Source organism: Paenarthrobacter sp. E2MeOHC11, assembly GCF_058744955.1.
This window is the reverse complement of record NZ_CP196673.1, coordinates 35,019-58,102: the sequence shown is the minus strand read 5'-3', so window position 1 is coordinate 58,102 and position 23,084 is coordinate 35,019. Positions and strand designations below refer to the sequence as shown.

The window sequence follows — 23,084 nt, the reverse complement described above, 5'->3', positions numbered from 1 at the left end:
GTCTCCTCCTGCTACGAGCACGCCTCTCTTATCCTGGCCTCGAACTTTCCTTTCGCCCCGTCTCCAGCCACCGGCTCAACACACGTAAACGGTCTCGTTGCCCTCGACAGGATCGAAGAATACGGCAGTGCAAGCAACGTCAACATGGGCCACTTTTCAATCCGCGAGATGGCTCACCTTCTACCGGCGTTGACATCGCGTCACGATCCGGTTCCAAGGTTATGTGGTGTTGGCGGCCTCACAAGTGAACCATCGATAATTGGTGGCACCAAACAACAGCTCGAACCTTTGAATACGTAGAGGGCCTCGGCGCGGAACTGCACCGCGCCGAGGCCCTCCTGAATGGGTGAACAAGCGCTCCGGCGCCGTCATGCCGAACCGGAAACCGGGCACAAACAGTCACGCCGGCTCCTTGCGATCAGCTCATTCCCACGCTTCGAAAGCTCTCAACCCAGTTGAGCATGCCCATCACATGCCGGACCGCGGCGTCGTGGGCGGCTGCGGAGTCGCCGGACAGGATGGCATCGATGATGGCCTTGTGCCCGGCTACGGAATTTGGCAGTTGTCCAGGTTGGGAGAAGAGGATGTCTCGGGATTGCGTGAGTAGGCCGTTCAGATCTGCGAGCAGCCCTGGCAGCAACACACCTCCTGAGGCCTCAGCTATTGAGCGATGAAAGGCGACATCGAGCAGGGCGAGTTCGGCCGGGTCAACGGCAGAATCTACTGCTTCTGCAAATTCAGAATGAGCACGTTCGATTGCAGCCCGGGCGTCGTCCTTTGTTCCACTCGCGGCCCGCTCGGCCGCGAGGCCGTCCAAGGCCCCACGGACATCAAGGAGTTCGCTCAGTTCGTCCCTGTGCATCTCAAGATATAAGGCGAAGGCCCCAGCGTAGGCACTGGATATTCCCTCCCTCACCCGGGCCCCTTTGCCGTGCTGAATCTCGATGAGTCCCGTCGCTTCCAGACCTGCCAATGCTTCCCGGATGCTCACCCGGCTCACACCGAAGGCCTCACCGAGCTTGCGCTCGGAAGGAAGGAAAGTTCCCGGGGGATAATCCTTTCGTCTAATCGCGGCCAGGAGCTGATCTCTTACCTGCAGAGTTGGGCTAACTCTTTCAACAGCAACGAAAGAGGAGCCGGTATCTGTTTCACTCATTTCTGGCTCCGATCAGACTAGGGAGTACTAAAGGCCAGCGCGGTAGCTCTCATAATCCTGTTGATCAGATGCGATCGTGATGACGGGAGCACCGACTTCCACATCGTCCCCTTCCTGGGCGAGCAGGGCGCCGACAATACCTGAGGTCGGTGCCTCCAACTCGACGGTGATCTTGTCCGTATCGATGGTTGCTAGAATTTGACCCTCCGTTACTGTATCTCCAACGCTGACATTCCATTCAGCAATAGTTCCTGACTCCATAGTGACTCCCCATTTGGGGAGGGGAAATTCATTAGCCATGCTATGTCCTTAGATGTTGATGTTTTGGTTCTGAATTGTGGGCTTGCCAAGCAATGTCCGCACCGATTCAGCGATCTGGTTTGTCATTGGCAAAACAAATTGTTCGAGCACAGGGGCATAAGGAACGGGGGTGTTGCGGCCTCCCACACGCTGCACAGGGGACCTGAGCACGTCGTAGCAATGCTCTGCTGCCCAGGCGGCGATCTCAGCACCGAACCCACCCCGGGCGGGCGCTTCGTGGGCGACCAGAAGACGGCCAGTCTTCTCAAGGGAGGACCGCAGTCCCTCATAATCAAACGGTACGAGTGTTCTGGGATCGAACACTTCGCAGGAGATGCCTTCTTCGGCCAGCGCCTCGGCCGCCTGCATGGCATATTCCCGAGTTTTTAGGTAGGTGACGATTGTGACGTCCGTTCCCTCCCTGTGGATCCGGCCCGAGCCAAAGGGGATGGGGTCGATTTCAACCACTTCACCGGCCGGACCTCCTCTGCCCACATAAAGACCTTTGTGTTCAAAGAACATGACCGGATCCGGGTCTCGGATTGCGCTTTTCATCAATCCCTTGGCATCTTCCGGCGTCGACGGTGCCAGAACTTTCAGGCCCGGCACATGAGTGAACCACGACTCCAGGCTCTGTGAATGCTGTGCCCCTGTGGACCCATTTGTGCCGGTCACCATTCTCACAACCATTGGCGAGCTGAGCTTGCCACCGGTCATGTAGTGGGTCTTAGCGGCTTGGTTGACAATCATGTCCATAGCCAGCATCGAAAAGTCGCTGAACATGATTTCCGCAATTGGCCGGCCTCCTACGAGCGAAGCTCCCACCGCCGCGCCAACGATGGCTTCCTCGCTAATGGGCGAATCCCAAAGGCGATCCGATCCGAAACGCTCCCAAAGGCCTTTGGTGACGCCGAAGACGCCTCCGGATGCACCGACGTCTTCCCCGATAATGAAGACGGCCGGGTCCCGCTCCATCTCTTCGGTTATGGCCTGACGAATGCCATCTGCAAAGGTAAACTTGCTCATCGGAGAGCCCTTCCGTTGTAGGAATCTACGTAAACGTGTTGCAGGGCATCTTCAGGTGAAGGGTGCTCCTGCTCTTTTGCCCACTCGATGTCGCGGCTCAAACGTTCTTCCACCTCTTGGCGGAGCGCTTCCAGCGACTCTTCAGTGGCTCCCAGTTCATCCCGGAGAACGTTGGGGAACAGGACAAGAGGATCCCGTTTCATCCAAGATTCCACTTCTTCTTTAGGGCGGTATCGCGCCATATCACCTTCGAAGTGACCCTTGTGGCGGTATGTCTTGGCTTCAATAAGAGTGGGGCCCATCCCGTTCCGGGCCCTGTCGGCTGCTTCAGCCGCTACTTGCCGCACTGCAAGGACATCATTTCCGTCGACGACCACGCCTGGCAATCCGTATGCAGATGCCCTATCGGCGACGTTCTCCAGGAGCATGTGCTCATTCTGTCGGGTGAACTCACCATATAGATTGTTCTCGCAGACAAAGAGGACGGGGAGTTTCCAGAGAGCAGCAAGATTCAGGGATTCGTGGAAGGCCCCCTCGTTGGAAGCGCCATCCCCAAAGAAGGTAACCGCCACCGCGCCGCTACCGGTCCTCTTGAGCTGCAATGCAGCCCCGGTAGCCAAAGGAATGCCACCTCCGACGATCCCGTTTGCTCCCAGGAATCCGAGCTCCGCATCAATCATGTGCAGAGACCCACCCTTCCCCGCGTTATAGCCGGTTGAGCGGGCAAACAGTTCGGCGTACATCCGTGCAGGATCCGCTCCACGTCCGATTAGATGGCCGTGCCCCCTGTGCGTGGATGTGAGCACGTCATTTTCTCCAAGAGCGGCGCAAACCCCCACCGCTACAGCTTCCTGGCCGCTGCAGGGGTGAAGAAAGCCCGGAATCAAGCCGGATGCCCTGAGTTGCGCGGCCCGCTCCTCAAAGCGGCGAATCAGGATCATCCGACGAAGTAGGTCCATCCCTTCTTCCAAATCGATGCCAACGGCTCGAGTTGCCGTTTGGGTTAGAGAGTTAGTCATTTGCGAAATCCTTATCTAAGAGGTCTTGTGCCGCCAGCTACGATGCTGAGAAACCGCCGTCAACCAACATCGCGGAACCCAGGACAAAGGAAGCATCGTCAGACAGAAGAAATGTTGCTGCTGCAGCAATTTCGTCTGGTTCTGCGTAGCGGCCGATGGGGTGCTTGGCGGCGAAATGATCTGGCTCTGATCTTTCAGCATTGAGCTGTCGAAGCAGGGGAGTCATAGTGCCACCTGGGCAGATGCAGTTGGCTCGAATGCCTCTTGAGGCGTACTCCACGGCGATCGATCGCGTGTACTGAAGTATCGCGCCTTTAGCGGCCGCATATGCGGCGAGTTCCGGGGCTCCGCAAACTGCAGCGGTGGAGCCGAACGTGAGGATGGTGCCGTAACCCTGCTCCAACATTTGTGGTATCACGGCACGGGTTGTGAGGAACGTACCCAATACATTGACGTCCAGGACCTTGCGGAACACGTCCTCCGAGAGCTCATGCGTAGGCCCCGATGCCTGGATGCCCGCAACAGCCACCACCGCATCAATTCCACCAAGGGTTTCGTTGACTTCGCTCACCAGCCTTGCCGTATCGGAGGCATTGCAGACATCCATGGCCCCGGCGAACGCCAGCGTCTTGTTCAGCTCTGGCTTGACGAGGTCCGCTCCGGCGACAATGGCACCCTCCGCAGCAAGACGTTGTGCGACGGCCGCGCCGATGCCCCCTGCTGCCCCGGTGATGAGGACTCGACGACCGTTTAAGCCTTTCATAGGATCCTCCCTAAATTTCTGTCTCCACATCTCAACATGTATTACATCATGCCAGTTACCATAGTGGTATGACCAGTGTTTTTTTCGATTCATTTGTACTCCGTTCCGTCACCCTTTCCTCGGCAGCAGTCAAAGTGGACGTCCACCTGCGGGACGGCGCCATAGAAAAGGTCGTGCCGCTGGATGCGCGGGAGCGCCCGCATGCTGGATCAGCGGATGCTGCAGGCGCGTCCCCTAACGAAATGGACATGGATGGGTATCTTCTTCTGCCGTCTCCGGTGGAGCCCCATGCCCATTTGGACAAGGCGCTGTTGGGGCGACGCGTCCCAAACCGCACAGGAGACTTGGCTGGCGCGATTGAGGCGATAAAGGCGGCCTACCCATCCATGACAAGGGACGATATTGGCCGCCGTAGCCTGTTGGCAGTCACGGAAGCTTTGACGCGAGGGTATACGGCAGTTAGAACGCACGTTGACTGCCGCGAGGAGATCGGCACCACCGGCATCGAAGCTATCGTTGATCTCAAGCGAAAACTGACGGGGATCATTGACCTTCAAATTGTGGCCTTGGCCGGAGAGGTCGGCGGTGACGACGGGGCGCCCAACCGGTCGACGCTCCAAGCCAGCCTGGAACTCGGCGCCGACATTGTGGGGGGCGTTCCCTCCCTGGAGCGCAATCCCAAGGCTTCGCTACGTGAGTTGATGGCCATCGCCGGGGACGCGAGGTGTGGCATCGATCTGCATATTGACGAAACAACTGATCCAGACATTTTCGTACTCAGGCAACTGGCCCGCAGCATCCTCTCCTCGGGCTTCGCGTACCCGGTTACGGCCTCACATTGCGTCAGCTTGGGCACGCAATCGGCGGATGCGGCAAGGGAGGCGGTCCAGCTCATCGCCGATTCCGGGATGTCGATTGTGACGTTGCCTCAAACGAACTTGTTTCTTCAGGGAAGAGGCAGCACAACGAGGAAGCCGCGGGGACTTACGGCAATCGAGGACCTCTTGGCAAGTGGCGTTACCGTTGCCGCTGGAAGCGACAACTGGAGGGACCCGTTTAACCCGATGGGGAGGATAGATGCCCTGGAGACGGCCTCCTTGCTAGTATCCGCTGGCCATTTGATGCCAGGCGATGCCTACGTATGTACAAGTACGGGAGCGCGCCGCGCCATGGGCCTTCCGGAGGTTCGGGTCGCCGCTGGATACCCAGCGGACCTGTTGGCTATTCGAGCAAATTCCTTGGAGGAAGCGATGGCCTCCGGAACACTCGATCGAGTCGTCCTCAAGGACGGCCGCGTTGTTGCGCGGACGGAGGTAGCCGTCAACCTCTCATCGCACCTGCAAGCGCTGATTGAAACGGCGGACTACTAAACTGCGCGGCCCAGTCCGACCTTCTGGCGCTAGGAGGCCGATGAAAGCAGGCGACGCGTTCTCCTGCAACGTCGAGGGGAATGTTGTGGGCGGCCGGCCAGGGGAGCGCTGCCTTTGAGAAAAAGATAGCCCTTCCGTTGGTTATCTCATATGATGTCTGTTGTACTACCAGTAGGCGTATGATTTCAGTTGCAAGCGGCTTACTGAGGGCTCTAGTGGACGAAGACGTTCAGGCTCGACGCAATGGAATGGGAGAGATGGACGTGGCAAGTGTCGGAATAGTCGTTGAAATGGGTCAGGAGACACGTGTTGCGGCGACACCCAAAACTGTGGGCCAGTTGGCCGTATTGGGCTACACGGTGGTCGTAGAGAAAGGCGCTGGCGAATCTTCGTCCTTTCCTGACGACGCGTACGCCTCAGCTGGAGCGCAGATTGTTGGCGCCGATGAAGCCTGGGGCAGCGATGTGGTGCTGCGTATCAATCCGCCCAGCGAGGAGGAGCTGGATAAACTCTCGGCAGGCGCAACCCTCATCGGGATGCTCAGCCCTGCTCTGCGACCCGAGTTGGTTGATGCGCTGGCAGCGCGACCCATAACAGCCTTGGCGTTGGACGCTGTGCCCCGAATCTCGCGGGCGCAGTCCATGGACGTACTGAGTTCCATGGCCAACATCGCCGGGTACAGGGCCGTCATTGAGGCCGCTCATGAGTTTGGCCGGTTCTTCACGGGCCAGGTCACTGCAGCGGGGAAAGTGCCCCCTGCCAAGGTTCTGGTTGCTGGCGCTGGTGTTGCTGGCCTGGCCGCTATCGGCGCCGCAAGCAGTTTGGGTGCGATTGTGCGGGCGACCGATCCCCGGCCAGAAGTGGCCGACCAGGTGAAATCCATCGGTGGTGAATACCTCAAGGTTGAGGTTGCAGACGAGATGAAGTCATCTGATGGGTATGCCAAAGCCACTAGCGAGGTTTACAACCAACGGGCGGCGGAAATTTACTCGGAGCAGGCACTGGATGTCGACATCGTCATTACTACCGCCCTCATCCCGGGGCGGCCCGCGCCGAAGCTGTTGACAGAAGAAGATGTAGCCAGCATGAAACCGGGCAGCGTCATAATTGATATGGCTGCTGGTCAAGGCGGCAACGTCGCAGGTTCTGTTGCTGGTGAACGTAGGGTCACGGATAACGGCGTTGTCATCCTTGGGTACACGGACCTGCCCGGGCGATTACCTGCCCAAGCATCCCAGCTCTATGGAACCAATATCCTGAACCTCTTGAAACTCCTGACCAAGGGCAAGGACGGACAGCTTGCGATCGACTTCGACGACGTCATCCAACGATCGGTAACGGTTGTCAGGAACGGCGAAAAGACGTGGCCGCCTCCGCCCGTCCAGGTTTCCGCTGCTCCCACTGTTTCGGATGAGTCGACTCGTGCTGACGTCAAGGAACATTTGGCGCGTCAGGCAGCCAAGAAGAAGGGTCTTAGCCCCGCAGTAAAGGCCGGACTGGTTGTTGCGGGGATCGCAGCACTCTTTGGGATCAACGCAATTGCACCGGACCCGCTGCCGCAGCACTTCACAGTGCTGATGCTCTCGGTCGTCGTCGGGTTTTACATCATCGGGAAAGTCCATCACGCTCTGCATACTCCATTGATGTCGGTGACGAACGCCATCTCCGGCATAATCGTCGTCGGCGCTTTGCTGCAGGTTACTTCTGCCAACCCGGCTGTACAGGTTGTTTCCGCGACGGCAATCCTGCTCGCAAGCATCAACATCTTTGGCGGTTTCGCCGTCACCCGCCGAATGCTCGCGATGTTCTCCCGCGGAGGGAAATCTCATGAGTAATTACGCGAAGCCAGCGAGTTCAACAACGATCGAGGAGTTCAACCGTGTCTGAAGCCGTCTCCGGTGCTCTAACCGCAGAGTCAATCGCTGGAGCGGCTTACGTCGTTGCCGCACTGGTGTTTATCCTCAGCCTTGCAGGGCTCAGCAAGCACGAAAAGGCGAAGGGCGGTGTGGTTTACGGCGTTACTGGCATGGTGATCGCCCTTTCTGCAACCGTCTGGTTGACCCTTCAGGGTGCATGGGGCAATAACCAAAACTTCAGCGGGATGATTTTTGTCCTGATCGCCGTATTGATTGGTGGGGCCATCGGGCTGTGGCGCGCGCGTGTCGTTGAGATGACCGGCATGCCCGAGCTGATTGCGCTGCTGCACAGTTTCGTGGGCTTGGCAGCAGTTCTGGTCGGATGGAACGGACACTTGGAAACGCCGCACGTTGCCGAGTCCCTTCTGGCCATTCACCACGCGGAAGTCTTCATCGGCGTCTTCATCGGAGCCGTGACATTCACGGGTTCGATCGTCGCCTTCCTTAAACTGTCAGGGCGAATGAAGTCCGCCCCGCTCACCCTGCCTGGCAAAAACGCCATCAACCTAGGTTCCCTGGCAGCATTCGTGGTCCTCACCGTTCGGTACGTCAATGACTCGCAACTTGGCTTGCTCATCGCAGTTACAGTCCTGGCGTTGGGTCTGGGCTGGCATCTCGTAGCATCCATCGGCGGCGGAGACATGCCAGTGGTCGTGTCCATGCTCAACAGCTACTCAGGATGGGCGGCTGCAGCCGCAGGCTTCCTGTTGAACAACGACCTCCTTATCATCACTGGTGCACTGGTGGGCTCCTCCGGTGCGTACCTTTCCTACATCATGTGCAAAGCGATGAACAGGTCCTTCATCTCCGTCATCGCTGGCGGGTTTGGTGTGTCCGCACCGAAAGCGAAAGATGCTGAATACGGTGAGCACCGCGAGATTTCGGCTCAAGAAACAGCGGAGCTGCTGTCGAATGCCTCAAGCGTCGTCATCACCCCTGGGTACGGCATGGCCGTCGCACAGGCACAATATCCGGTCGCCGAGCTTGCCCATAAATTGAAGGAACGCGGAGTTGATGTCCGCTTTGGCATCCACCCTGTCGCTGGACGATTGCCCGGCCACATGAACGTCCTCTTGGCTGAAGCGAAAGTGCCCTACGACATCGTCCTGGAGATGGACGAAATCAACGATGATTTGGACGCAACGTCGGTGGTGCTGGTCATTGGAGCGAATGACACAGTCAACCCGGCGGCAGCCGAGGATCCAAGCAGCCCTATCGCAGGAATGCCCGTGCTGCGCGTATGGGAAGCCGAGAATGTTGTTGTCTTCAAGCGCTCCATGGCAGCGGGATACGCGGGCGTACAGAATCCTCTATTCTTCCGAGATAACTCCCAGATGCTGTTCGGCGACGCCAAACAGCGCGTGGAAGAGATACTTCGGGCATTTTAGGTATGCCCATAGCTGATGGCCCGCTGCAACCTGGGATGACGTCCGGGGGCCTAGTGGATCAGAGCAGTGCGACAACGGACGAGGAGACCGGCCGTGCGTGAACGCCCGTGGCTCGCCCGTGTGAGGAGGAAAGAGCTGAGAGCGCGGCGGAAGAACGAACTGCCCTATGCCGACGCACCCGTGGTCGAGACAGATGTTTTCGATCTGGACACGATTACGGCTGCTCCGTGGGTGGGCCTTCATCACCGGCACGAGTTCCTTCTTCACTTGAATCATGAATTCCTCGGTAAAACCGCAGGAGATTGAAGAACGTTTTCATGTCCTGATTCGGTCCGATCACCACCATTCCCGTGCGCGCTGCAGCCCTCATTTGCAAACTTTAAACCAAACGGCTGAGATGTAATGAGATATGGCACCATGAAACTCAAGGAGTGGCCTGAACCGACTATTTCCCTGCCACAGTCACACCAGTCTTCTGCTGACTTGGCCAGAGTCGAGATACAAAGGCTCATCATCTCGGGTGAATTTATGCCGGGAGACCGCTTGCGGGAACGCGAGCTATCCCAAATTCTGGCTTTATCGAGGATCCCTGTCCGCGAGGCACTCCAGCAGTTGCAGGGGGAAGGTTTCGTTAAGTCGTCACTAAGGCGCGGGGCAATTGTAAAGCGCGTTACTTTAAGCGACGTCAACGAGCTCTTCGACCTGCGACTCACTTTGGAGGTCTTCGCCGCCCGCCGCGCTGCGCAGTCGGTGCACAACGGGCATCCAGCGGAGCATCTGCAATGCCTCCTTGCTCAAGCAGAAGAAGCGAGCGTCCGCCAAGATCCGCTAGGTCTAGCTCACTGCAACACGGCATTGCATGCGGAAATCGTCGTCCTTTGCGGGAATTCGCTGCTGGAGCGAACCGTCAGTCCGCTCCTCAGCAGATTGCATTGGTTGTTTTCGCTAAGTGGAAAAAGCTCCCTCGAAAGCCAGTGCCCACAGCACCAAGGGCTGATACAAGCGATCCAAAGGGGTGCCACGGATCTAGCAGGAGCACTTGCCATAACCCATATCGAACTCACACGAGAACGCGTCATCCAGGCCTTGGCTGAACGTCTTCAAGCCCCCTAACTCACTTGAGGGTTCACCGCGATGCCGGGGGTGAAGATTTCCTCTTCAAGCCGACCAGCAGGCCGGTGAGCATGAGGACGACGGAGCACTTGTTTTCCCGATGGTCGATGGCAGTTCCTTGATCAGGTGAGTCTGGTTCGATGCTGGCTTGGTTGGTGCGCGGTCATTCGGCAAAATGCGCTATTGGTTCGGCTTCGTCCGAGGAGTGGTGGTGACGAGGATCGGGGCTTCGATCTGATGCTCGTCCCTGAGCCAGTCCGGCAGCATCCGGTCGACGAACAAGGTCAGTTCTGTGGCTGTCTGTGTGGGCTTTTCGAGCCAGTCGAGAAGCAGTGAGAGGATCGCGCCCACGAGAAACACTGCTGCCTGCTTGGCGTCGAGGCCTGCAGGCCTAGCTTCAACCGCCGCAATGGCCGCGGTGAGGTGGGTGACCAGCGTTGAGTGGAGTTCGGCGAGTGCGGGCGTCTGGGTACCCGGGGTCAACACGGCTAGGCACAACACCCTGTGCTCGGCAAGGTGAGTGAAGAACTCCTCAAACCCGACCTGCGACACGACGGCCGGAGTGGACTGATCCTCATCCTCGCGGAGCATCGGCTTGAATGCGTCGAGCAACTCCCTGAAGGCTGCGACACCCACATTTTCGGCGCCGGTGAAATGGTTATAGAACGAGCTCCGACTCACGGCAGCCTCTTGGACCAGCGAGGAGACCGTCGGTGATGACTGGCCGCTTTCAAGTTGGCGCTCAAACGCGTCAAGCAAAAGCTGGCGCGTGCGCACGGCCCGCGGATCCGCTGCGTTGCCTTCGCGCATGAATACTGCAGGAGGCGTGCCGGTGAGGCCCATCGCGTCCCCTCTCCCCATAGTCTCTTGGACCTATCCTACGATTGCCCATCGACATCAACTATCGTACAGTTGTCCATCAGTGCTTGAGAGCGACAGTTTTCGGGCCTTGACCTGAAGGAGGACAAAGATGTCAGCAGTGGACAGGTTCGATCCGGAAATCTTGGCGCTTTTCACGGCGGCCGCCAGTTCAACCACCGAGAGTCCTGAATTCATCATGCCCGAACGTGGCGACGCGATGGGCCTGCGGTCCGTCATTGACGCAGGCCTTGCCGTCATCCCACGACCCGTAGTCGCAGGGGTGTCGGGAGATCCGCACAGGGCCGAACGTAGGGACGGGGCCGGCATGGAACTGCGTTGGTACTCCCGCGACGATGATGATCGGGAAGACCGGGCGGCCATCGTCTATTTTCACGGTGGAGGCCGGGTCGCCGGAAAGATTGACCACTACGACGGCGTCATCCGACACTACGTCCAGGAAACCAACGTGCCAATGCTGCTGGTCGACTATGGCTTGGCTCCGGAGTACACAGGAACCTCCGCGCAGGAAGATGGACTTGCCGGCCTTGAATGGCTCATCAACCACGCCACGGACCTGCGCGTGGACCCCGCTCGGATCGGCGTGATGGGCGACAGCGCTGGAGGCGGCGTGGCCGCAGGAACGGCAATCCTCGCCCGGGACAAGGGCGTCGGTGTAGCGAAGCAAATCCTGATCTACCCCATGCTTGACGACCGCACCACGGTCCCGGATCCGGCCTTGGACGGCTTGGCCACCTGGACGCCCGATACGAACTGGACGGGTTGGCACGCCGTCCTCGGGGACAGCATTGGCGGCGGGAACGTCTCGCCCGTAGCCGCCCCGGCACGCCTGGAGGACTTCTCGGGCCTCCCGCCCGCTTACATTGAGGTTGGCGACCTCGACATCTTCAGGGACGAATCCATTTCCTACGCGCAGCGGCTGCACCACGCAGGAATTCCTTGCGAACTCCACGTGAATGCGGGTGTCATACACGGCCACGACCTCATGAGTTTTGACATGCAGGTCACGCGGCGCACCATCGCCGATAGATGCCGAGCCATATCGACCCTGTAACCCGCCGTGGCACGTCCGGGAAGTCTGATTAATCGCCCTCCCGGGGTCGTCAGAATCGGTCGCGGATCCAGAACGGACGCCCGGCAAAGGTTGCATTCCCATGCTTCGTTGTCGGCCTCCGGTACCTTGAGTCCGTCAACAATCCGCAATCCCGCACAGCACTGCGCTGGAGGCTGCGGCCGGGGTTGGGCACGGCGGAATGCGCTCCTGAGGATCTGTTCTTCTGGTGCGGCGATCTTGCTGGATGTTTCATCGTTCGAGCGAGTAGACGATTTGCGAAGGCTGCGGCACTCGCTTGCTGCGGCCCTCCAAACGCTCACAAGAGTGTCGGCTCGCTGTTCTTCGGCGGTCGTTCGAGCAAAAAGGAAGTGTGGACAATGATGCTCCTATTGTTGTCAATGGTCGCTGGGCCAGGGGCCATGTAGGTTGCCGTGGCCTCCGCTCCGGCCTCAAGGGTCGCTGCCGCGATCGCTGCGCGACGGCCGGGGGCCGCCTTTGACCCCCGGGGCTTCGGTGTCCACGGTCAGGTTGGAAGCGCCCGGTTCACCGGTGGATAGGGTGGATGCGCGTGGGCGGTGGATTGGTTGTTGAGCCAGGTCTCGTAGCGGTGGTGGGCGTCGTTGTCGTGGGAAAGTCCTCGTTCCAGACGGGACAGTGTGGTGGGCCAGACGCTCAGGGCATCGGCCGCTTCTTGAAGGGTCAATCCTTTGGTTGCGCGTGCTTTCCGGAGGGTGGCGGCGTCGGGAGCGGGACGCGGGTGTTGGAGCTGGTTATAGATTTCGCGGGCGACGTAGCGTTTGAGGCAGCGCATGATTTCTTTGGTTCCTTTGCCTTCCTGGCGTCGCCTGGCCACGTAGGCCCGGGTTTGGTTGTCATAGCGCATTCGGACGAGCACTACGCGGTGGATGGCTTTGTTGGCCTGTCGGTCACCGGCGCGGCTTAGTCGGTGCCGGGTCGTTTTGCCTGAGGAGGCGGGGATCGGGGCGACGCCGACGAGGGCGGCGAACTTCGCCTCGGTGGTGACGCGTTCGGGGTTGTCTCCTACGGTGACGAGGAGCTGGCTGGCGACGTCGGTGCCGACGCCCTGAATGTGGCGCAGCATTGGTGCGTGGAGGGTGAGGACGGTGTCGAGTTCGGCGTCGATCAGTGCGAGCTCCTGGTGCAGGTGCCGGTAGCGGACGGCGAGCCGTTTCAGTACGGTCGCGGTGCTGGTCAGGGGTTCGGATGGGGCGCCGGAGGGTCGTGTCTTTTCTAACGCGGCCATTAACGCCGGGCTCGTCATGGATCGGTATCTGGCGCGGAGGGTCTCCGGTGCGGTTGTCAGGATTGTTTTCACTTGGGCCATCACCGCGACGCGGGCCCGCATTGCGGTTGCGCGCTCGGCCCGCAGCACCCGCAGGGATTCCACTGCACCGTCCCGGGATTTCGGGGTGACGCCTGCCCTGCCGGAGAGCACCGATTCGGCGGCTTGATAGGCATCGAGTGGATCGGATTTTCCCCGCAGCCGGCGTGCCTGCCGGTTCGGGCGCATCACTTCCACCACGCGGATGCCCTTTCGGGTGAGCACGCGTGAGAGTTCGGCGCCGTAGCTGCCGGTTCCTTCCACACCGGCGGCGAGAACGGAACCGAAGCCGGTGATGAAGTCGATGATTCCCTGATAGCCGGCTCCCGCTGCCGGGAATTCCTTGTCCGCCAGATGTTGGCCGGTGTCGGTGATGACTCCGACGTGGTGGGTATCGGCGTGGGTGTCGATCCCGGCGATGACTTTCAGATATTCCTTTGTCATGATGAAACTGCCCTGACCTTTGAAAGCGATGGGAAAAGGGCACGCCGGCCGGGTGGGCAGACAAGACAGTAATGGGACTCTTCGGAACAAGCTCCTATGAGGTCATGTCCACTTGGCCGTCGCGTTTACTGCGGCCGTGTTGTGGTGGACAGATCATTGTCAAGACAACCCTCACGCGGGCGTCAGCCACACTTCGAGCCACACCGCAACACACCCAATTCCATCATTACTGTCCACACTTTCCGCCCCGGTCTGGCCCGTACAGCCGCCGGATTGGCCCGGATTCCGCATGTTTCCGCCACATCCCAGCAATGACAAGGCCTGGAATCCCGTTCGAGTCCCACCTCGGGCACGATGTTGTCGCAGGTCAGGGGCCTATATGGCCCCTGACTGTGTACAAAACCCCTAAAAGCGTGTGCAGCGACGTAGCGTTTTATGCATGGCCAGCATCTCTACACGTACCAAAAAGGACGGTTCTCAGTCCTTCATGGTGCGTTGGCGGGACCCCAAAACACACAAGGCCCAAGGCCTGACTTTCGTCTCCCATTCTGAAGCCGAGACACTCAAGCGGGGAATGGGGGAGCGGAATAGGGACTTCATGAACTTTTTGGTTGACTGGAACACGGTTTGGGGAGGCTACCGCACTCACGCTCGCGGACATTGATTTGTTTGGGAAGCAGCAACTGCTGGCATCAATAAGGTCTGGAAGCGTGATGGGCAGAACCAGTTCTATGTCGAACCCGGAACGGGCACCAAGGGAATGCAAAACCCAAAGGGACGGAGGCTGGGCCTCCAAACGCAGGTATCGCAGAGGGTGAGATTCCTTCGAAGCAGCTGCCTGAGGATCCATCGAGCAATTGGTATTGGTGCACGGGGCACTGCGGGCACCTGCATATCGGGCACTCACGCATCGACTTGAGCCGGGAGTCCCACCGGGCCTTGGGGGAACCGGGCTGCCTTGGTTGATCTGTTGGTGAAGTCCAGAGGCAAAGCTACGCACCGTGAAGTTGCCGCCGTGGCAAAGATCAGGCCTATCAGGATCAAGAAGCTGGAAGATTTCTCTACGGAGAGGATCGACCTTGATGCATTGTTCGCGGTCATGGCCGTCTATCGACTCCGGCCTTCGGCTGTCTTCAAGCAGTAGCAGCCGGCGCTTCCATCGGCGAATTGTTCGAGCGCGTGGGAACCTCCGGGCTCCCGTTTGAAATACTGCTGTCAAGCTTTGGAATAGCCACGCCTGCGGAGGAAAATCATGGACCGAGAAGACATCAATGTGTCGGAGTGGCAACAAGCCGCCACCTACCTGGGGCAGGACCTGACCGGGTACATGCTCGGGGTCCGGGATGTCCATAACGTCCAGGCGTTTCCACCCGCTCAGCAGGACCTGGCTCGAATAATCCTGCGGTTTGTAGGAGACGGGCCCCGGGTGGGGCGTGCTGGATTTAACCGAACAAGCGACATTCTGTATCGATTCTGTAGCTATAGGGAAGAGTTGGGCGGGTGTTTGGCTACAGCCCTGCATTTTGAATCCGGAGGGCCCCGTCCTGCGACGTCCAGTGAGGATGCGGTTGAGGAGGCACTGTGCCGGCTGGCAATAGATGCTTTTCCAGCGCTTTTGATTGCCCAGTCGCAGGACCATGGCATGTCGCTGTCGGGCCACCTGTATTCGCATCCACTCAAGCAGCTTGCTGACTCGCTGATGTATCAGCCGGATGAGCCGCTCATGGGTCTTTTTCCTCATGCTGTTTTTGCCAATGACCAAGGAACCGGCGAAGCGGATCTTCTGCTCAACTCGTTCCTGAATTGGAGCGACGGAAGCGGGGGCTCGATCCAGTTTGGTGGACTTGCCGCCTCCATCCTGGAGAAGAGCAGCGGTGCCGGACAGCCGGGGCTGTCGGATCTTGAATCGTACGTTGTCTGGGTTCGCAGGATGTTGGCTGTTGCGCGCAAGCTTGCGCAGAGGGAAGAAGTGACGCTGTTCGAGATCGCAGGTTGCCCTGGGGCAACACTTGCTCCAGAAGTGCGTGAGATCAACATCGGGAGCGGCAGACTGCGTCGTTTGGCACGTCCGGAAAAGAACCTGTTCAGTTACTGGGCAACTGATGCCGTGGTGTTGGAGCTTCCTGTTCGGGTTCAGGTCCTGGAAATTGCGGAGAGCGCCGAGGCTCTGTCGATGTCGGGCCAGGACAGGATGTCAAAGGGGCAGGACTTTCACCAGAAGGTCGATTCGGAAATCAGCAAGGCCCACCTCGCTGTGCTTTTGGCTTCCAAGGAAGATGAAACCCTTACCATGGGGCAGTCTTTCAGGGGTTGGGCCAACCCCGTGGTTGCCGGTCAATCACAGAGCCAGAAAGCCGCGCCGTGGCGTCCAACCCTGTATTTCTCACGACCGTTGGAAGCTGATGACGAGAAAGGAATCGATCACTGGCACGCATTGGCAGGGATGGCCCCGAAAGGTTTGGCCACGGGACGGGAACGTCTTCTGTCAGCGGTGAACGATAGGGACCACCCCTACGACGGATTCATTGACGCAGTCATGGTCTGGGAGAATCTCTTCGGCGCGAAAAGTGAAACCATGTTGCGCGTGTGTGGTGCACTGGCGCACGTGCTCCATCCTGATGATGCTGAGAAAAGGGAAGCGTTTTTTAACCGAGCAAAGCTTATGTACAGCAAGCGGAGTACTTTAGTCCACGGTGGGGCGGGTGAATTTCCTTTGGCTTTGGCCTATGAGTACTGGAAGGACGCGGTTCAGTACGCCATCCAAGCCTGGCGGCGCGTGCTGGAAACTGACTCATTGCGCACATACGACGATTCCGCCAAGCGAGGAAACCATGTCCTCATCAGGGGGATCGTCGGATAGGGGCTTTGGCAACCTAGGGCTTTGTCGCGACGCGATCGCTCTTCGCCAGCAGGGTGAAACGTTCGCACGCGACCTGCATCATCTCTGCAGTCGATCCCACAATCAGCGCAAGGTTCTCATAACTGACGGTGACCCTGAAATCTGCGCCCAACTCGTCCGCCGTTCGAGCGACCTCGGTGAGCCAGTTGCTCATCAGTGTTGCCCATCGCTTCCCATGGGCGTGGCCGCTGCAAAGTTGCCATGCAGCAAGCCAGGAGATCGTTGGCTCGCTGTGAAGGCGCTCAAGTTTCTTGAGTATCAATGAAGTGGTGGGCATCTTGAGTTTCTCGACGTCCAGTGATTCAATATTCGCCAGGTCGCTGACCTGCTGGATTCTCTTCCTGTATTCCTTGGCCCACTTCGTGAACTGGATGCCGACTTCCTTTCGGAACTGGTGTGCGAGGTGAATCTCACCCATCTGGGTGATGATGCGTCGTTTGATTCACAGCTTGGAGTTGGCTGCTTCCAGCAGCCATAAAGCTGCCGTCACGCGCGGGGACACGATGAACAGCGCGGATCCCGTCTTGGTGCTCCCGTTGTTCATAGCGCACTCACTCATGTGCTGCTTGTGTGCTGCCTTTTCTGCCTATGGACGTCAAATGCGCTTTGGCAACAAAGGAGGCGTCCAGTAGACGCCTCCAGATCCGAGACCTTTTGAACAGCGAATCCAAGCGGCCACCGTCTTCGTTGCCAGCGCTGATACCCTCGGTTGTGGGAGGTTTTGATGAAATTTCGTGTTATAGGTCCTTTTGACACACCGAGTCGTCTGCCCAATGAGGGTCTCGTCGTCCTGCGTCGTGACAATTGGAACGACTTTGGACTTAAGTGTCTTTTCGAGGCTGAGTTTCTACCGCCATATGGCGAACCCGTTGCTCTGGGACCAGTGAAGATACTGAAGGCCGGCCAGGTTAGTGGCCCAACGCCCTTTACGGCTAATACTTTCAGTTTCCTAGACGTTACGTATTGCTCCTTGGGTCAAGACATTGAGTACTACGAGAAGGTAGCTAGCCTTCCACGCCGTGACAGAAGCAGACTCCTTCGCGCACTTCGCGATGCTGCGACGGACCAAAGGATTGCGGCCGAATTTCGCGATGAGCACGGATGGGCCACATCGCTTCTCAGGTTTGGACAAGCCGAGTTTAGCCTCAAATCCGCAAGGTCACTTTTTGGTTTTTCCCCCTTGTCGAAGGGAGTTGCATCTTTCCTGCATCGCGGCGAAGGGCTCGATGAAGCAATTCGGTTTGACTTCGACGACTCTGGTCCCTTGCCGGGCCGCTGCAAAGTTCTAATCGGATACAACGGCGTGGGTAAGACCCGGCTGCTCGCGGATGTCGCAAGGGAAATTAGTAAGGTTGATCGAAGTCGTCAGTATGTGGGAGAAACTGGGCAAGCCGTATTTAGTGCGGTTATTGCTGTTTCGTACAGTGCGTTTGATGTTTTTGAGCTACCTCCCATGGAAACAGAAGACGAGGCTGTAATTCGGCGTGATGACACCTCCACTACGCGATTCGGATACACCTATTGCGGTCTCCGCCGTGTAACAGGCGAGCCCGAAAGTTCTCAGTTGAAGTCGATCGAAGAGCTTGATCGCGAACTGGTGGCGGCGTTCGATGAGGCATGTAGTCGCGATACCGCTGCGTTCATGGGGGCATTGGCAGATATAGAGAGAGACCCAACTTTTGGGCGGGCAGGGATTAGCCTGACATCATGGCTGGAGAGCGGCCTACTGCCAACAGCGGAATTACGGATGCTGAGTGCGGGGCAAAAGATCGTACTCAATGTAACTATTCAGCTTGCTGCGCACCTCCGAAGTCGATCTCTAGTTCTTCTGGATGAGCCTGAAACCCACCTCCACCCGCCCCTTCTTGCAGCTCTATTACGTGGAATCCAAAAACTTCTAGAGGGCTTTGATTCCTTTGCAATAATTGCAACTCACAGTCCTGTCGTTCTTCAGGAGGTCCCGGCAAAGGACGTCCGTGTCATCGAAAGGTATGGTACTTCGATTCGAACGTTTGAGCCGCAGTTAGAAACCTTTGGTGCGGCAATTGGTGAGCTCACGCATGAGGCGTTTGGTCTCGACAACTCGGTTTCCGACTACCGTGCGGTTATTCGGGAGTTGGCTGCGGCGATGGACCTTGATGATGTGGAGAACTTGTTCCCATTAGGTCTAAGCAGTCAGGCCAGGGCGTTGGTTATCAGGACCCAGTCGGCCTCGGGGCAGCTTTGATAACGCTTCCAACACCTATGACAGACGAGAGGGATCTCTACGACCGGCTCCGGGACCATCGGCGACTGCGCCTAACAAAGGAGTCGCTAAACAATGCCAGGGAGTCAGTACTAGAAGCCTACTCAACCTACCAGCACGGCTCACTCGCGGGACTCGCAACAATTATTGGCGATGAGTACACGGCCGAGTGTCTGGTAGCTAACTACCAGGCGGTGAGATCTGGCGGTCTGCGTAAAGACGGTGCTGAGATTCTTGCCAGGAGCAGAATCTGCTGCCTATGCGGACTCCGAGATACGAGCGAGCTGGACCACTTTCTTCCGAAACTTAAGTTTCCGGAGTTTGCCGCGTATACCATCAATCTCGTACCTGTATGCGGAGTATGCAACAAAGCAAAAGATGAGATCTATAAGACTCCCGATGGCGCACTGGCGTTCATACATGCATACTTCGACAAACTTCCTAAGAACGAGCACTTCCTCGTTGCGAACTTAGCTTTTGAAGGATCGGTCATTCCTTCCTTCCACTTAGTCCGTCCTCTGGCAATGAGCGAGTCGACATTCGAGATCCTGTCATCGCAGTTTGATCGGTTCCAACTCGCAACGGCCTATGCCGAGGAAGCGATTGAGCTACTTACAGAGAGGTTCGGGGCTTTGAATGCCTACTTCGCGGAAGCAGGGGCCAGCTCCGTGGAAAAGTACCTGCGCAGAGAAGTTCAAAGTGTCGAACTGCGCACAGGACTCAATCACTGGAAACCGGTGATCCTGAGGTCGGCAGCTGACTCTGTCCATTTTTGCAGCGGTGGTTTCAGGCTTTTGGCTACTTGAGTTGACGGAGCTAGCCACCGGCTGGAGGCACATGGCCAACCGCGATGCAACGACGCAAGGCATCATGTCACTCCCTCCACTCACAGCTATGAAGTCGTGATCCTACTTAGCTCATTCCAGAGTCCTCTTGGTTGTGGGTCGCCGCCGGAAGGGTTACTCGAATGGTGGGTCTGATGATGCTGCCACGGACGATGAATTCGGCGTTGACCTGGGAGTACTCGGTGGTGCTGATCGGGATAGCGGTGTTGGTGACGTAGATGCCGTCGCGGATGGTGATACTTTTCATGTGCGAGCACTCCGGTGAGGGCCGCGATGAAGGACACCGGCCAACGTCAAGGTTACGAAATACAAGAACGTGAGCGCATGACATGTGTTTCGTCAGACGGTCCGCAGCGCAATCTGAGACGCTCCGGCCAGCAGGCAAAAAGGAAGTGTGGACAGTAATGATGGAATTGGGTGTGTTGCGGTGTGGCTCGAAGTGTGGCTGACGCCCGCGTGAGGGTTGTCTTGACAATGATCTGTCCACCACAACACGGCCGCAGTAAACGCGACGGCCAAGTGGACATGACCTCATAGGAGCTTGTTCCGAAGAGTCCCATTACTGTCTTGTCTGCCCACCCGGCCGGCGTGCCCTTTTCCCATCGCTTTCAAAGGTCAGGGCAGTTTCATCATGACAAAGGAATATCTGAAAGTCATCGCCGGGATCGACACCCACGCCGATACCCACCACGTCGGAGTCATCACCGACACCGGCCAACATCTGGCGGACAAGGAATTCCCGGCAGCGGGAGCCGGCTATCAGGGAATCATCGACTTCATCACCGGCTTCGGTTCCGTTCTCGCCGCCGGTGTGGAAGGAACCGGCAGCTACGGCGCCGAACTCTCACGCGTGCTCACCCGAAAGGGCATCCGCGTGGTGGAAGTGATGCGCCCGAACCGGCAGGCACGCCGGCTGCGGGGAAAATCCGATCCACTCGATGCCTATCAAGCCGCCGAATCGGTGCTCTCCGGCAGGGCAGGCGTCACCCCGAAATCCCGGGACGGTGCAGTGGAATCCCTGCGGGTGCTGCGGGCCGAGCGCGCAACCGCAATGCGGGCCCGCGTCGCGGTGATGGCCCAAGTGAAAACAATCCTGACAACCGCACCGGAGACCCTCCGCGCCAGATACCGATCCATGACGAGCCCGGCGTTAATGGCCGCGTTAGAAAAGACACGACCCTCCGGCGCCCCATCCGAACCCCTGACCAGCACCGCGACCGTACTGAAACGGCTCGCCGTCCGCTACCGGCACCTGCACCAGGAGCTCGCACTGATCGACGCCGAACTCGACACCGTCCTCACCCTCCACGCACCAATGCTGCGCCACATTCAGGGCGTCGGCACCGACGTCGCCAGCCAGCTCCTCGTCACCGTAGGAGACAACCCCGAACGCGTCACCACCGAGGCGAAGTTCGCCGCCCTCGTCGGCGTCGCCCCGATCCCCGCCTCCTCAGGCAAAACGACCCGGCACCGACTAAGCCGCGCCGGTGACCGACAGGCCAACAAAGCCATCCACCGCGTAGTGCTCGTCCGAATGCGCTATGACAACCAAACCCGGGCCTACGTGGCCAGGCGACGCCAGGAAGGCAAAGGAACCAAAGAAATCATGCGCTGCCTCAAACGCTACGTCGCCCGCGAAATCTATAACCAGCTCCAACACCCGCGTCCCGCTCCCGACGCCGCCACCCTCCGGAAAGCACGCGCAACCAAAGGATTGACCCTTCAAGAAGCGGCCGATGCCCTGAGCGTCTGGCCCACCACACTGTCCCGTCTGGAACGAGGACTTTCCCACGACAACGACGCCCACCACCGCTACGAGACCTGGCTCAACAACCAATCCACCGCCCACGCGCATCCACCCTATCCACCGGTGAACCGGGCGCTTCCAACCTGACCGTGGACACCGAAGCCCCGGGGGTCAAAGGCGGCCCCCGGCCGTCGCGCAGCGATCGCGGCAGCGACCCTTGAGGCCGGAGCGGAGGCCACGGCAACCTACATGGCCCCTGGCCCAGCGACCATTGACAACAATAGGAGCATCAATGTCCACACTGCCCGCCTCGGACTGGCCCGTACAGCCGCCGGACTGCCCCGGATTCCGCATGTTTCCGCCACTTCCCAGTGTTCCCAAGCCTAGGAATCCCGTTCGAGTCCCACCTCGGGCACAGCATACCCCCTCGTCAGAGGGGGTTTTTGCTTTTACGTGTTGACAATTGTTGACACGAGTCTCTGATGTGTGGTGCCGGCTTGTGCCTGACCGCCGGTTGGCCTGTTCAGTTGTGGGGGAGCGGGTTCAGGGGATTGGCTGGTTGGCCCTCCGCTGGCTCTGAACTGGGGCTAAGCGGTCCTTCCTCTCCTAGTTCGTAGGGTAGGTGTTGGTTGTCCTACACCGCTTCATGGATAGGGGTGGTGACAACAACATGACTCAGGAATCAGAGGCAGGACTGCTTGGTTCTGATGCGCCTTCGGGCCGAGCAGGGATGCGTCGACGGGGTGATCCGCTTCCGGATAGCCGAGGTGCGTGTCCGGCAGAGCGCCCGCATTCGAGCTCGCGACCGTAAAGCCAACGACGGCGTTATCGTCCGCCATCCTTCGCGTTGGTTTGGGGCTCGCTAGGCTTCGTATATTTCGAAGAGGTGCTGCTCGGAGCGGTCGAGGTAAGCCGCCAGGAGGGAGGCGGCCTCTTCGAAGCACGCGTCAGTCAAAGCTTTGGCGATCTTCTCGTTGTCCTCAACGTAGCGTGAGTAAAACTCCACGTTCACGGGCTCTTTGAAGAAGAACAGTCGCATTTCCGCGAGGACCTGGTTCATGAGGGTGTTGAGTCGCTGACTTTCGGCCATTTCGACTATGGCGCGGTGGAACCCGAGGTTGGCATCGGCCAGTCGTTCCTTGTCTTTGGCTTTCGCCGCAGTCTTACCGTGGGCCACCGCTTCTTGGATAGCCGCGATGCGTTCGGCAGAGCCGCCATTCCGGACTGCGGTGACCTCGATGGCGCGGCGGACGGTGTAGAAATCTCGGAGGTCATCGGCTCCTGGGGCAGCAACGAAAACCCCGCGGTTGGGGAGGCGGATAACAAGGCGTTCGGCGCTGAGTTCGGCGAAGGCTTCCCGAAGGGTGTTGCGCGAGACGCCAAGCTCTTCGGCGATGGTGGGTTCGTTGAGGCGCAAGCCCGGTACCCACTTGCCTGTGATGAGTTGGCGACGAAGCTCCGCCGCGACCCGCGACGCGACAGCGGGAACCGCTACCCGCAGCCTCGCGGCGGGGCCCAGTTCGTAGTGGGCGTCATCCAAGAGTTCCCCAGCAGTGTCCATAGAAACGAATCTACACT

The 23,084-nt window shown here is 58.6% G+C and carries 20 protein-coding genes; 10 read left to right on the top strand and 10 right to left on the bottom strand.

Annotation, left to right across the window (positions count from 1 at the left end; translation table 11 throughout):
* Positions 1–418: 418 nt before the first annotated feature.
* The 5 genes from ACSSVG_RS00270 to ACSSVG_RS00250 all read right to left on the bottom strand — a co-directional run bounded on the left by ACSSVG_RS00270 (position 419) and on the right by ACSSVG_RS00250 (position 4,264).
* Entirely contained in the window at positions 419–1,156 is a 738-nt protein-coding gene (locus ACSSVG_RS00270; protein WP_231343039.1) for a FadR/GntR family transcriptional regulator, read from the bottom strand.
* Positions 1,157–1,183: 27 nt separating this feature from the next.
* Positions 1,184–1,456 carry a biotin/lipoyl-containing protein gene (locus ACSSVG_RS00265; RefSeq protein ID WP_231343036.1) on the bottom strand — a complete coding sequence of 91 codons (273 nt, stop codon included), beginning with the start codon at positions 1,454–1,456 and terminating at the stop codon, positions 1,184–1,186.
* Positions 1,457–1,465: 9 nt separating this feature from the next.
* Positions 1,466–2,482 carry an alpha-ketoacid dehydrogenase subunit beta gene (locus tag ACSSVG_RS00260; protein WP_231343035.1) on the bottom strand — a complete coding sequence of 339 codons (1,017 nt, stop codon included), beginning with the start codon at positions 2,480–2,482 and terminating at the stop codon, positions 1,466–1,468.
* Complete coding sequence (locus ACSSVG_RS00255; RefSeq protein ID WP_492419283.1) at positions 2,479–3,423, bottom strand: thiamine pyrophosphate-dependent dehydrogenase E1 component subunit alpha; 945 nt, start codon at positions 3,421–3,423, stop codon at positions 2,479–2,481. The genes ACSSVG_RS00260 and ACSSVG_RS00255 overlap by 4 nt, the downstream gene beginning before the upstream one ends.
* 115 nt (positions 3,424–3,538) lie before the next feature.
* Entirely contained in the window at positions 3,539–4,264 is a 726-nt protein-coding gene (locus ACSSVG_RS00250) for an SDR family NAD(P)-dependent oxidoreductase (protein WP_231343032.1), read from the bottom strand.
* 68 nt (positions 4,265–4,332) lie between these two features.
* On the opposite strand from ACSSVG_RS00250, the gene ACSSVG_RS00245 reads away from it, so the two are divergent.
* The 4 genes from ACSSVG_RS00245 to ACSSVG_RS00230 all read left to right on the top strand — a co-directional run bounded on the left by ACSSVG_RS00245 (position 4,333) and on the right by ACSSVG_RS00230 (position 10,051).
* Complete coding sequence (locus ACSSVG_RS00245) at positions 4,333–5,634, top strand: amidohydrolase family protein (protein ID WP_231343030.1); 1,302 nt, start codon at positions 4,333–4,335, stop codon at positions 5,632–5,634.
* Positions 5,635–5,924: 290 nt separating this feature from the next.
* Positions 5,925–7,469, top strand: a complete 1,545-nt coding sequence (locus tag ACSSVG_RS00240; protein ID WP_374110802.1) for a Re/Si-specific NAD(P)(+) transhydrogenase subunit alpha — start codon at positions 5,925–5,927, stop codon at positions 7,467–7,469.
* A 44-nt stretch (positions 7,470–7,513) separates the two neighbouring features.
* Positions 7,514–8,938: a Re/Si-specific NAD(P)(+) transhydrogenase subunit beta gene (pntB, locus tag ACSSVG_RS00235; protein ID WP_492416706.1), complete on the top strand. Its 1,425-nt coding sequence runs from the start codon at positions 7,514–7,516 to the stop codon at positions 8,936–8,938.
* A gap of 417 nt (positions 8,939–9,355) precedes the next feature.
* Positions 9,356–10,051, top strand: coding sequence for a GntR family transcriptional regulator (locus ACSSVG_RS00230; RefSeq protein WP_492416704.1), 696 nt, complete (start codon positions 9,356–9,358; stop codon positions 10,049–10,051).
* A gap of 180 nt (positions 10,052–10,231) precedes the next feature.
* Here ACSSVG_RS00230 and ACSSVG_RS00225 read toward each other — a convergent pair whose 3' ends face one another.
* Positions 10,232–10,894: a TetR/AcrR family transcriptional regulator gene (locus ACSSVG_RS00225; protein ID WP_492416702.1), complete on the bottom strand. Its 663-nt coding sequence runs from the start codon at positions 10,892–10,894 to the stop codon at positions 10,232–10,234.
* Between the two features lie 127 nt (positions 10,895–11,021).
* Between ACSSVG_RS00225 and ACSSVG_RS00220 the strand changes: the two genes are divergently transcribed.
* Positions 11,022–11,984 carry an alpha/beta hydrolase gene (locus tag ACSSVG_RS00220; RefSeq protein WP_231343021.1) on the top strand — a complete coding sequence of 321 codons (963 nt, stop codon included), beginning with the start codon at positions 11,022–11,024 and terminating at the stop codon, positions 11,982–11,984.
* 523 nt (positions 11,985–12,507) lie between these two features.
* Here the strand turns inward: ACSSVG_RS00220 and ACSSVG_RS00215 are convergent.
* The gene (locus ACSSVG_RS00215; protein WP_492416688.1) at positions 12,508–13,770 is read right to left on the bottom strand and encodes an IS110 family RNA-guided transposase; all 1,263 of its coding nucleotides are present in this window, start codon (positions 13,768–13,770) and stop codon (positions 12,508–12,510) included.
* 958 nt (positions 13,771–14,728) lie between these two features.
* Between ACSSVG_RS00215 and ACSSVG_RS00210 the strand changes: the two genes are divergently transcribed.
* Together ACSSVG_RS00210 and ACSSVG_RS00205 are read left to right on the top strand one after the other, a co-directional pair.
* Positions 14,729–14,914 (top strand): hypothetical protein, encoded by a 186-nt coding sequence (locus ACSSVG_RS00210; protein ID WP_492416700.1) that lies wholly within the window; start codon positions 14,729–14,731, stop codon positions 14,912–14,914.
* 108 nt (positions 14,915–15,022) lie between these two features.
* Complete coding sequence (locus tag ACSSVG_RS00205; protein ID WP_492416698.1) at positions 15,023–16,630, top strand: hypothetical protein; 1,608 nt, start codon at positions 15,023–15,025, stop codon at positions 16,628–16,630.
* Positions 16,631–16,643: 13 nt separating this feature from the next.
* On the opposite strand, the gene ACSSVG_RS00200 is transcribed toward ACSSVG_RS00205, so the two are convergent.
* Complete coding sequence (locus ACSSVG_RS00200; RefSeq protein WP_492416696.1) at positions 16,644–17,087, bottom strand: hypothetical protein; 444 nt, start codon at positions 17,085–17,087, stop codon at positions 16,644–16,646.
* A 552-nt stretch (positions 17,088–17,639) separates the two neighbouring features.
* Between ACSSVG_RS00200 and ACSSVG_RS00195 the strand changes: the two genes are divergently transcribed.
* Positions 17,640–18,896, top strand: coding sequence for an AAA family ATPase (locus ACSSVG_RS00195; RefSeq protein WP_492416694.1), 1,257 nt, complete (start codon positions 17,640–17,642; stop codon positions 18,894–18,896).
* 17 nt (positions 18,897–18,913) lie between these two features.
* Positions 18,914–19,720: an HNH endonuclease gene (locus ACSSVG_RS00190; protein ID WP_492416692.1), complete on the top strand. Its 807-nt coding sequence runs from the start codon at positions 18,914–18,916 to the stop codon at positions 19,718–19,720.
* Positions 19,721–19,826: 106 nt separating this feature from the next.
* On the opposite strand, the gene ACSSVG_RS00185 is transcribed toward ACSSVG_RS00190, so the two are convergent.
* Positions 19,827–20,006 carry a hypothetical protein gene (locus ACSSVG_RS00185; RefSeq protein WP_492416690.1) on the bottom strand — a complete coding sequence of 60 codons (180 nt, stop codon included), beginning with the start codon at positions 20,004–20,006 and terminating at the stop codon, positions 19,827–19,829.
* Positions 20,007–20,390: 384 nt separating this feature from the next.
* On the opposite strand from ACSSVG_RS00185, the gene ACSSVG_RS00180 reads away from it, so the two are divergent.
* Positions 20,391–21,653 (top strand): IS110 family RNA-guided transposase, encoded by a 1,263-nt coding sequence (locus ACSSVG_RS00180; RefSeq protein ID WP_492416688.1) that lies wholly within the window; start codon positions 20,391–20,393, stop codon positions 21,651–21,653.
* A 715-nt stretch (positions 21,654–22,368) separates the two neighbouring features.
* Here ACSSVG_RS00180 and ACSSVG_RS00175 read toward each other — a convergent pair.
* Positions 22,369–23,067: a GntR family transcriptional regulator gene (locus ACSSVG_RS00175; protein WP_492416686.1), complete on the bottom strand. Its 699-nt coding sequence runs from the start codon at positions 23,065–23,067 to the stop codon at positions 22,369–22,371.
* Positions 23,068–23,084 lie beyond the last annotated feature (17 nt).

Excerpts from the sequence above, each read along its gene's own strand:
- ACSSVG_RS00270 (WP_231343039.1), bottom strand. The coding sequence starts at position 1,156 with ATGAGTGAAACAGATACCGGCTCCTCTTTCGTTGCTGTTGAAAGAGTT.
- ACSSVG_RS00265 (WP_231343036.1), bottom strand. The coding sequence starts at position 1,456 with ATGGCTAATGAATTTCCCCTCCCCAAATGGGGAGTCACTATGGAGTCA.
- ACSSVG_RS00260 (WP_231343035.1), bottom strand. The coding sequence starts at position 2,482 with ATGAGCAAGTTTACCTTTGCAGATGGCATTCGTCAGGCCATAACCGAA.
- ACSSVG_RS00255 (WP_492419283.1), bottom strand. The coding sequence starts at position 3,423 with ATGATCCTGATTCGCCGCTTTGAGGAGCGGGCCGCGCAACTCAGGGCA.
- ACSSVG_RS00250 (WP_231343032.1), bottom strand. The coding sequence starts at position 4,264 with ATGAAAGGCTTAAACGGTCGTCGAGTCCTCATCACCGGGGCAGCAGGG.
- ACSSVG_RS00245 (WP_231343030.1), top strand. The coding sequence starts at position 4,333 with ATGACCAGTGTTTTTTTCGATTCATTTGTACTCCGTTCCGTCACCCTT.
- ACSSVG_RS00240 (WP_374110802.1), top strand. The coding sequence starts at position 5,925 with ATGGGTCAGGAGACACGTGTTGCGGCGACACCCAAAACTGTGGGCCAG.
- ACSSVG_RS00230 (WP_492416704.1), top strand. The coding sequence starts at position 9,356 with ATGAAACTCAAGGAGTGGCCTGAACCGACTATTTCCCTGCCACAGTCA.
- ACSSVG_RS00225 (WP_492416702.1), bottom strand. The coding sequence starts at position 10,894 with ATGGGCCTCACCGGCACGCCTCCTGCAGTATTCATGCGCGAAGGCAAC.
- ACSSVG_RS00220 (WP_231343021.1), top strand. The coding sequence starts at position 11,022 with ATGTCAGCAGTGGACAGGTTCGATCCGGAAATCTTGGCGCTTTTCACG.
- ACSSVG_RS00215 (WP_492416688.1), bottom strand. The coding sequence starts at position 13,770 with ATGACAAAGGAATATCTGAAAGTCATCGCCGGGATCGACACCCACGCC.
- ACSSVG_RS00205 (WP_492416698.1), top strand. The coding sequence starts at position 15,023 with ATGGACCGAGAAGACATCAATGTGTCGGAGTGGCAACAAGCCGCCACC.
- ACSSVG_RS00200 (WP_492416696.1), bottom strand. The coding sequence starts at position 17,087 with ATGGGTGAGATTCACCTCGCACACCAGTTCCGAAAGGAAGTCGGCATC.
- ACSSVG_RS00190 (WP_492416692.1), top strand. The coding sequence starts at position 18,914 with ATGACAGACGAGAGGGATCTCTACGACCGGCTCCGGGACCATCGGCGA.
- ACSSVG_RS00185 (WP_492416690.1), bottom strand. The coding sequence starts at position 20,006 with ATGAAAAGTATCACCATCCGCGACGGCATCTACGTCACCAACACCGCT.
- ACSSVG_RS00180 (WP_492416688.1), top strand. The coding sequence starts at position 20,391 with ATGACAAAGGAATATCTGAAAGTCATCGCCGGGATCGACACCCACGCC.
- ACSSVG_RS00175 (WP_492416686.1), bottom strand. The coding sequence starts at position 23,067 with ATGGACACTGCTGGGGAACTCTTGGATGACGCCCACTACGAACTGGGC.